The sequence below is a fragment of the Streptomyces sp. NPDC031049 genome (assembly GCF_055571015.1).
In genome coordinates this window covers 1-3326 of record NZ_JBVIGC010000044.1, presented here as the reverse complement: position 1 = coordinate 3326, position 3326 = coordinate 1, and the positions used below count along the sequence as shown (strand labels likewise).

Below are 3326 nucleotides of genomic sequence, written 5' to 3'. Positions count from 1 at the left end.
CCTGGCTTTATCGAGCAGTTGTGACGTCGCTTGTCGATGGGTTTGGGAGGCGCCCCGTGCCACGGATGGGTGATGTCGACGAGTTCGGGAGGCACTGGGGTTCTTGCCAGGGCAGCATCGGGATGCTCCTGGTGAAAGGTGCTGGTCATGCCGCGGATGTCGAAGGTCGAGCTGTACGCGGCGATCCGGCGTGACCACCGTGGCGGCATGTCGATGCGGGAGCTTGAGCGCAAGCACGGCGTGACGTGGCGGACGGTGCGGAAGGCGTTGGACTCGTCCTGGCCGGAGCCGCGCAAGAAGCTGCCGCCGCGGGCGACCGCAGTGGACCGCTACAAGCCGGTGATCGACGAGATCTTGCGGGCGGACCTGGACGCGCCGCGCAAGCAGCGGCACACGGTCACCCGGATCTTCCACCGGCTGGTCGAGGAACACGGCGCCGACGTCTCCTACGGGATGGTCCGCTACTACGTCGCGGCCCGAAGGCCCGAGATCCTGGTCGAGTCGGGCAAGGCCCCGCTGGAGGCGTTCGTCCCCCAGACCCACCAGCCCGGTCACGAGGCGGAGGTCGACTTCGGCGACGTGACGATCCGCCTCGCTGGCGAGCTGGTGACCTGCTACCTGTTCTCCTTCCGCCTGTCGTATTCCGGCAAGGCCGTCCACCGCGTGTTCGCGTCCTGCGGCCAGGAAGCGTTCTTCGAAGGCCACGTCCACGCACTGCGGACGCTGGGCGGCGTCCCACGGAGCAAGGTCCGCTACGACAACCTCAAGGCGGCCGTCGCCCGCGTGCTCGGGCTGAGCCGGGCGAGGGTGGAAGCGGACCGGTGGATCGCCTTCAAATCGCACTACGGCATCGAGAGCTTCTACTGCCGCCCAGGCATCGAGGGCGCCCATGAGAAGGGCGGAGTCGAGGGCCAGATCGGATACTTCCGGCGCAACCACTTCGTCCCGGTTCCCGAGGTGTCCTCGCTCGCCGAGCTGAACGAGATGGTCGAGCAGTGGGACCGGCAGGACGACGCCCGCCGGATCGGCTCCAGGTCCCGGACGATCGCCGAGGACTTCGCGCTCGAACGGCCGCTGCTGATGCCGTTGCCGGAGGAGCCGTTCGAGACCGGGCGGCTGTTCACCCCGCGGGTCGACCGCTACGGCCAGATCCCGGTCCGCACGAACCGCTACTCGGTTCCCATCAGGCTGATCGGCAAGCGGGTGAGGGTCATCCTTCACGCCTCTCACCTGGTGGTTTACGACCAGAACGTGGAGGTGGCCCGGCATGAGCGGTTGATCGCCAAAGGCGCCGTCCGTCTTGAACTGGACCACTATCTGGAGGTCCTGGTTCGCAAGCCCGGTGCCTTCCCCGGCTCGACCGCTCTCGAACAGGCCCGTTCGGCGGGCAAGTTCACCCCGGTGCACGACGCCTGGTGGACCCAGGCCATGAAGATCCACGGCGAGCGGGACGGCACCCGCGCGCTGATCGAGGTGCTGCTGCTCGGACGCCACATGACGCACGAACATGTCGTCGCCGGGCTGGCAGCAGCCCTGCGGGCCGGGGCGATGACCGCGGACGCGGTCGCGCTGGAGGCCCGCAAGGCCGCCCAGGCGGAGACCGAGCCCGCGCCGGACGCCCGGGCCCTCGGCCAGCCGTCGGCGACGGTGACGTCGCTGCACGAGTGGCGTCTGGCGCATCTTCCGCCGGACACCAGGCCGCTGCCCTCGGTGTCTCACTACGACCAGTTGCTCCGACGCCGCCGCACCAGCGGCAGCGGCCACCGTGAGGGAGAAGCGCAGTGACCATGCCCCGCCAGCGAGGGTTGACCGAGCAGGCCGCCGATGCCGCGATCGACTCCGCCTGCCGCTTGCTGCGGCTGCCGTCGATCCGCAACGAGTTCTCCGACATTGCCGACCGGGCGATGAAGGACCAGATGACCTACCGCGGCTTCCTCGCCGAGCTGCTGATGGCCGAGTGCGACGACCGGGCCCGCCGCAGGTCGGAGAGGCGGATCAAAGCAGCCGGCTTCCCACGGGAGAAGTCCCTGCGTTCCTTCGACTTCGACGCCAACCCGAACATCGACCCGGCCACCATCCACACCCTCGCCAGCTGCGAATGGATCAAGAAAAGTCAACCGCTCTGCCTGATCGGCGACTCCGGCACCGGCAAGTCCCACATGCTCATCGCGCTGGGCACCGAGGCCGCGATGAAGGGCTACCGAGTGCGCTACACGCTCGCGACGAAACTGGTCAATGAGCTGGTCGAGGCCGCGGATGAGAAGCAGCTGAACAAGACGATCGCCCGCTACGGCCGTGTCGATCTGCTCTGCATCGACGAACTCGGCTACATGGAACTCGACCGGCATGGCGCCGAGCTCCTCTTCCAGGTCCTGACCGAACGCGAGGAGAAGAACAGCGTCGCGATCGCTTCCAACGAGTCGTTCGGTGGCTGGACCAAGACGTTCACCGACCCCCGGCTCTGCGCGGCCATCGTCGACCGACTGACCTTCAACGGCACCATCATCGAGACCGGCACCGACTCCTACCGCCTCGCCAGCACCCGAGCACGAACCGAACAACCCGCCCAGGCTGGCTGAGGCCAACTGTTGCCGATCTTGACGTGGCTGACGAGTGTGAAGTCAGATGCGGTGAGAAGTCGGCATCGAGAAGCGGCACAGCCGCAGGGGGTTTGGCGTGTTCATCACGGAAGAGGACCTTTTCGATCCTGATGAGATGCTGAGCCTCTACGACTCGGTCGGCTGGGAAGGCTACACCGCCGACGTCGACAAGCTCTGCCGCGGCCTGCGGAACTCTCACCTGGTCATCACCGCACGAGACGGTTCAGGAACGCTCCTCGGACTGGCCCGGACCGTCTCCGACGACGAGCACATCTGCTATGTCCAGGATGTCGTGGTCAGCCCAGCGCATCACCGGCAGGGCGTCGGCCGGGCCCTGGTCGAGCACCTCATGCAGCGCTACTCGCACTGCCGTTTCTTCCTCCTCTCCACAGACCACGAGTCGTCACCGGAAGGCAAGCGCAATCACGCGTTCTATCGGAGCCTTGGTTTCCTGTCCTACGAGGAGAAGCAGATGGCGGGCTTCGGGCTGCCCAGGAACCGCCCTGACCTGCGTGACATGACGCCATAAAGATTCGCCCCTCCCGGCCGCAACGCGGACACGTCCGCCCTCACTGACCAACCCCATCCCGGTGATGGGTGCCGGCCGTGACACGTCCCAGACGCGACCATGCCGTCATTTCTCATCGACAGCCGTCAGTCCAGCGATCACCACCTGCCTCCGAAACCGGTCGACAATCGCTGTTCCTAGAGATCAACGAAGCCACC

3 protein-coding genes are annotated in these 3326 nt (G+C 66.6%); all 3 read left to right on the top strand.

Annotated elements, in window-relative coordinates; all coding sequences use genetic code 11:
• Positions 1-156 precede the first annotated feature (156 nt).
• The 3 genes from istA (at position 157) to ACZ45Q_RS33995 (ending at position 3129) form a co-directional block, all read left to right on the top strand.
• Positions 157-1785, top strand: a complete 1629-nt coding sequence (gene istA / locus ACZ45Q_RS34005; protein WP_382052699.1) for an IS21 family transposase — start codon at positions 157-159, stop codon at positions 1783-1785.
• Positions 1782-2579 (top strand): IS21-like element helper ATPase IstB, encoded by a 798-nt coding sequence (gene istB, locus ACZ45Q_RS34000; protein WP_468269058.1) that lies wholly within the window; start codon positions 1782-1784, stop codon positions 2577-2579. The genes istA and istB overlap by 4 nt, the downstream gene beginning before the upstream one ends.
• Positions 2580-2676: 97 nt before the next feature.
• Complete coding sequence (locus ACZ45Q_RS33995; protein ID WP_382052674.1) at positions 2677-3129, top strand: GNAT family N-acetyltransferase; 453 nt, start codon at positions 2677-2679, stop codon at positions 3127-3129.
• Positions 3130-3326 lie beyond the last annotated feature (197 nt).